Annotated in this window: 6 protein-coding genes; 2 read left to right on the forward strand and 4 right to left on the reverse strand. The window is 71.7% G+C overall.

Translation table 11 applies throughout. The features are described 5' to 3' along the window. A partial coding sequence (locus CWC38_RS11095; RefSeq protein ID WP_206059905.1) for an aminotransferase class IV occupies positions 1-811 on the forward strand: 811 nt, incomplete at its 5' end. Positions 812-963: 152 nt separating this feature from the next. Here the strand turns inward: CWC38_RS11095 and CWC38_RS11100 are convergent. From CWC38_RS11100 to CWC38_RS11115, 4 genes are all read right to left on the reverse strand, one after another. Next, the gene (locus tag CWC38_RS11100) at positions 964-1,599 is read right to left on the reverse strand and encodes a DUF3618 domain-containing protein (protein WP_121846784.1); all 636 of its coding nucleotides are present in this window, start codon (positions 1,597-1,599) and stop codon (positions 964-966) included. Then, a complete protein-coding gene (locus tag CWC38_RS11105; RefSeq protein WP_121846785.1) occupies positions 1,596-2,066 on the reverse strand; it encodes a phage holin family protein in 471 nt (156 codons plus the stop codon). The genes CWC38_RS11100 and CWC38_RS11105 overlap by 4 nt, the downstream gene beginning before the upstream one ends. Continuing rightward, the gene (locus tag CWC38_RS11110) at positions 2,063-2,833 is read right to left on the reverse strand and encodes an ATP synthase subunit B family protein (protein ID WP_124106166.1); all 771 of its coding nucleotides are present in this window, start codon (positions 2,831-2,833) and stop codon (positions 2,063-2,065) included. The genes CWC38_RS11105 and CWC38_RS11110 overlap by 4 nt, the downstream gene beginning before the upstream one ends. Before the next feature lie 190 nt (positions 2,834-3,023). After that, positions 3,024-3,260 carry a hypothetical protein gene (locus CWC38_RS11115; RefSeq protein WP_121846787.1) on the reverse strand — a complete coding sequence of 79 codons (237 nt, stop codon included), beginning with the start codon at positions 3,258-3,260 and terminating at the stop codon, positions 3,024-3,026. 176 nt (positions 3,261-3,436) lie between these two features. Here CWC38_RS11115 and CWC38_RS11120 point away from each other — a divergent pair. Then, positions 3,437-4,266: NAD-dependent epimerase/dehydratase family protein (locus CWC38_RS11120; protein ID WP_121846788.1), on the forward strand; the 830-nt coding region annotated here is incomplete at its 3' end.

Here is a 4,266-nt window from a genome sequence, read left to right on the forward strand (position 1 = left end):
GGGGGCCGCGTCCGTTCCCGTCGCCGGACGCCCCGGGCGGGCGGGCGGGGTGCCCGTGCTCCGCGCCCGCCCCGAGCCGTCGCGGGGGGTTTTCACCACGATCCTCGTCCGCGAGGGGCGGCCCGAGCAGCTGGCGGAGCACCTGGTACGGCTCGGGGACAGCGTTCGCGCGTGCTTCTCCCGTGCGCTCCCGGGCGCGCTCGGGGAACGGGTCCGGGCTCGTGCCGCTGCGCTGGAAGGACCTCACCGGCTGCGGGTCACCGCGGTCCCGGAGGTGACCGGGCTGCGGATCGAGATCAGCCACGGACCGCTGAACCCACCCGGGGTGGAACTCCCTGTTGCGCCGTGGCGGCTCGTCCCGGTCGTGGTGCCCGGCGGGTGGGGGTGCCACAAGTGGGCGGACCGCAGGGCCCTGGACGGGGTTCCCGGTCCGTGGTCACCGGTGTGCGATCCGCTCCTGGTGGAGCAGGACGGCACCGTCCTGGAGACCGGACGGGCCAATGTCTTCGCGGTGCTCGACGGCGCCGTGGTGACCCCTCCCGCCGATGGCCGGATCCTGCCCGGAGTCATGCGTGCGCACGTGGTCGAGCTGCTGGTGGCCGCCGGGCACCGCGTCCGGGAACGCCCGCTCGGTCTCGACGACTGTGCGCGGGCCACGGAGGTGTTCGTGACCAACGCGCTGCGGGGTGCGCGTCCCGTGGGGGAGATCCAGGGCGTGAGCCGCTGGCCGCCCGGGCCCGTGACACGGCACCTGCACCACCTCCTCGCCGGGCACCCGCACCGGCCGAGCGGCACCACCCCGCCCGCGTGACGAGTGACGGGCGAGGGAGAACCGGACCGGCCGGGCGGCACGGCGCCCCCTCCCAGCACCGCAGCCCCGTCTCGGGACGAGACGGGGCTGCGGTGGTCCTGGGAGCGGTCCGCCACCACACGGGCCGCACCGGCACGTGAACCGCTCCGGGCCTACTTCCCGGACGCGGTGTTCTTCACGTTCTGCGCGGACTCCTTGGCGGATTCCTTCAACCCGCCGGCTTCCGCCTGGCCCTGGGACTTGACGTCCTGGGCGCCGGACTGGGCGGTCTCCTTGACGGACTGCGCGGCCTGCTGCGCCGGTTCCTTCAGGTCCTGGGCCACGTCCTGAGCGGCGCTCTTGACGGATTCCGCGGCCTGCTGGGCGTGGGGCTGGAGGCGGTCGGCGGCGTCGGCCACCAGCTCCTGCTCCTTCTGGCTGGAGGGCAGGAGGGAACCCACGAGCCAGCCGGCGCCCAGGGCGATCAGGCCCGCGGCGAAGGGGTTGCCGCGGGTCTTGGCCTTGGCCATGGCGGGGGCGTTGCTCACGGCGTCGCGGGCCTGGTCCACACGCTCGGACGCGGTGTCCCGCAGCTCGTCCATGGTGTCGCCACCGCTGCGGCGGGCATCCTCGGCGGAGCCCATGACGCGCTCACGGGCATCCTGGAACTTGCCACGGACCTTGTCCTTCTGGCGTTCCACCACGTTCTCGGGGGTCACCTTCTCGGCCACGGCGTCCACGTCGGAGCCCAGCCGCATGCGGGTGGCCTCGATCTCAGCACGGATTTCTTCGGGGGTCTGCTGGCTCATGGGGTCTCCTTGGAGGGGTTCACGGTGTCGGGGATCTCGGTCACGGTCTCGCGCGTCTGCGCGAGGGGATCCTTGGTGGCTCGGGCGAGCTCGAGCTGGCCCTGCTTCAGCTTCTTCTTGCCGATCGCGGCCAGAACGGCAGCGCAGATGGCCCACAGCACAGCCACGATCAACGCCGCCCATGCCAGGTTCATCACGTTGCCCAGCGCCCACATCAGGGCCAGGGAGAGGAACAGCAGGACGAAGTGCCCGGCCACGCCGGCTCCGCCCAGCATCCCGGCGCCCTTGCCCAGGACCTTGCCGGAGTCCTTGGCCTGATTGGCGCTCTGGGTGACCTCCGCCTTGGCGAGAGCGATCTCCTGCTGGATGAGAGTGGTGAGGTTGACGCTCAAGGACTTGAACATCTCACCCAGGGACTCGCGCTCGGCGCGCTGCTCGGCCGGCGTCGGGGGAATGGGATGGCTCATCGACGGTTGTCCTCCTGGTCCGGGTAGGTGGTTCCGGGAACGCGGTCGGTGTACGTGCGGGCGGGGTCGGACGGGGCGTTCATCGCGTACGTGTCACCCCCGGTGCTCGTGCGGGGCGCCGTGGCGGTGGGAGCGTGGCGCTCCGTGCGCGCCGTGTGCTCCGTCCGCTCGGCGGGATCGGCGGCACCGAAGTACTCCTTGACGCCCTGCTTGTCGGTCGCGACGTCGTCGCTGTCCTTCACGCCGCGCGTGGCGCGTCCGGCGAGCAGCCCGATGCCCGCGGCCAGGGCGAGGAACGTCCCGGGGCGGCGCGCCGCGAACCGGCGGACGTCCCCGAGCAGTGCCTGCGGATCCTTGTTCTCCAGGGACGAGGCCAGGGAGTCCACCTGCCCGGACACGCTGCCCAGCAGTCCGGTCACGTACGAGGACTGGGGCTTCTCACCCTTGGACAGTGCGTTGATCTCGTCGCTGATCGACCGCACGGTGGCGGCCACGCGCTCCTGCTGCGGGCCCACGTAGCCCTGGACGTCCTCCTTGAGCTGGCCGAAGAGGTTCTGGGCCTGCTGGGTGGCCTCGTCCTTGACCTCGGCGGCCTTGTCCTTGGCGGTGTCCAGCACGCGTTCGCCGGACCCGGCGGCCTGGTTCTTCAGGTCTGCGGCCTCGTTCTTGCCTTTCTCGGCCACGACGTCCTTCTTGTCCGGGCCCTCGTTCACGGGGGTGGCCCCGGAGTTTCGGTGAGCCGGGCGAGCATGAGGGGAGTTGCTCATGGTGGATCCTTCCTGTTGCGCGAGGTGCTTGTAGTAAGCACCCATATTATTGACGACCCCGTACGGATTGCGGAGCATTTTCCCGACTGCGCGCAATGTTTCACGCAGCGGTGGTCGAGTGAGGAGTTCCTGCAGAACCGGCCCCGCACCGAGTGGTGCGGGGCCGGTTCGTGCGCGGAGTGGACGTCCGCTACTTCTTCTTGCTGTTCAGGCTCTCCTCGTACTGGGCGAGGGCCAGGCCCACGCTCATGAACGTGGGCGCCCAGTGGCCCACGAAGATGCCCCAGCGGTCCGACTGCGCCTTGGAGTCGTCGCTCTTGACCCGGGAGATCCCCCACGAGACGAAGGACAGGGCAATGGAGCCCATGCCCGCCGCGTAGGCGTACTCCGAGCGCAGGCCGATGTCGTGCAGTGACTTCACGATCATGATGATGTCCGTTCTGACGGGATGAATGTTCCTGCGGGGCTGGGGGACCCACCATAGGCACGTCGCCCGAAGAATGGTAAGTAGCCTTACGGGTGTGTTTTCCGCCGCCTCGCGCCGGGTGGCACGGCATGGCGGGGCCGGGGGGCCTTCCACCCGCGGCGTGGCAGGGTGGACCCATGACGGATTCCGGAATGCCGAAGGTGCTCGTGGCCGGGTGCGGGGACGTGGGCACGGCCCTGGGCCTGCGGCTCGCACGGCGTGGGGGCATGGTGACCGGGGTGCGGCGCCACGCGGCCGCGCTGCCGGCGCCCATCGAGGCCGTGTCCCTGGACCTCACCGACCCGGGGGACGAGCGGCTGCCCGCGGTCGACGCCGTCGTCGTCACCCTGACCGCCGACGGCCGCGACGTCGCAGCCTACGAACGCACCCACCTGGGTGGGCTGCGGGGGCTGCGGCGCGCGCTGGGCGAGCAGAACCCGCGCGTGGTCCTCGTCTCCTCCACCGGGGTGCTGGGGGGTGGGGACGGCGAACAGGTCACCGAGTCCACCCCGCCCGACCCGCAGCGGCCCACCGCGCACGTGCTGCTCGCCGCGGAGGATCTGGCCGCGGAGCTGTTCCCGGACCTCGTGGTGGTGCGGCCCGCGGGCATCTACGGGCCGGGGCGCACGTCCCTGGTCCAGCGGGTGCGCAGCGGCAAGCCACTGAACCACCGGCGCGTGACCAACCGGATCCACCGGGACGACCTCGTGACGGTCCTTGCCACCGTCCTCTCGTCCTCCGAGCCGCCGCGGCTGCTGCATGCCGTGGACCACGACGCCGCCCGGCTGGGCGAGGTGGCCGCCCACCTCGCGCACCGGCTGGGTGTGCCCGTACCCCCGGACGACTCCGCGCCGGGGGAGGGGCCGCTGGGGAAGACGGTGGACGGTGCGCTCGTGCACGCGTTCGTGCCGGACGCGCAGTGGCGGTACCCCACGTTCCGGGAGGGGTACGACGCGCTGCTGGCAGA

Source organism: Kocuria tytonicola (genome assembly GCF_003687455.1).
Taxonomy (GTDB): domain Bacteria; phylum Actinomycetota; class Actinomycetes; order Actinomycetales; family Micrococcaceae; genus Kocuria; species Kocuria tytonicola.

Coding starts and splice junctions, on each gene's coding strand:
- CWC38_RS11100 (WP_121846784.1), bottom strand. CDS start 1,599: ATGAGCCAGCAGACCCCCGAAGAAATCCGTGCTGAGATCGAGGCCACC.
- CWC38_RS11105 (WP_121846785.1), bottom strand. CDS start 2,066: ATGAGCCATCCCATTCCCCCGACGCCGGCCGAGCAGCGCGCCGAGCGC.
- CWC38_RS11110 (WP_124106166.1), bottom strand. CDS start 2,833: ATGAGCAACTCCCCTCATGCTCGCCCGGCTCACCGAAACTCCGGGGCC.
- CWC38_RS11115 (WP_121846787.1), bottom strand. CDS start 3,260: ATGATCGTGAAGTCACTGCACGACATCGGCCTGCGCTCGGAGTACGCC.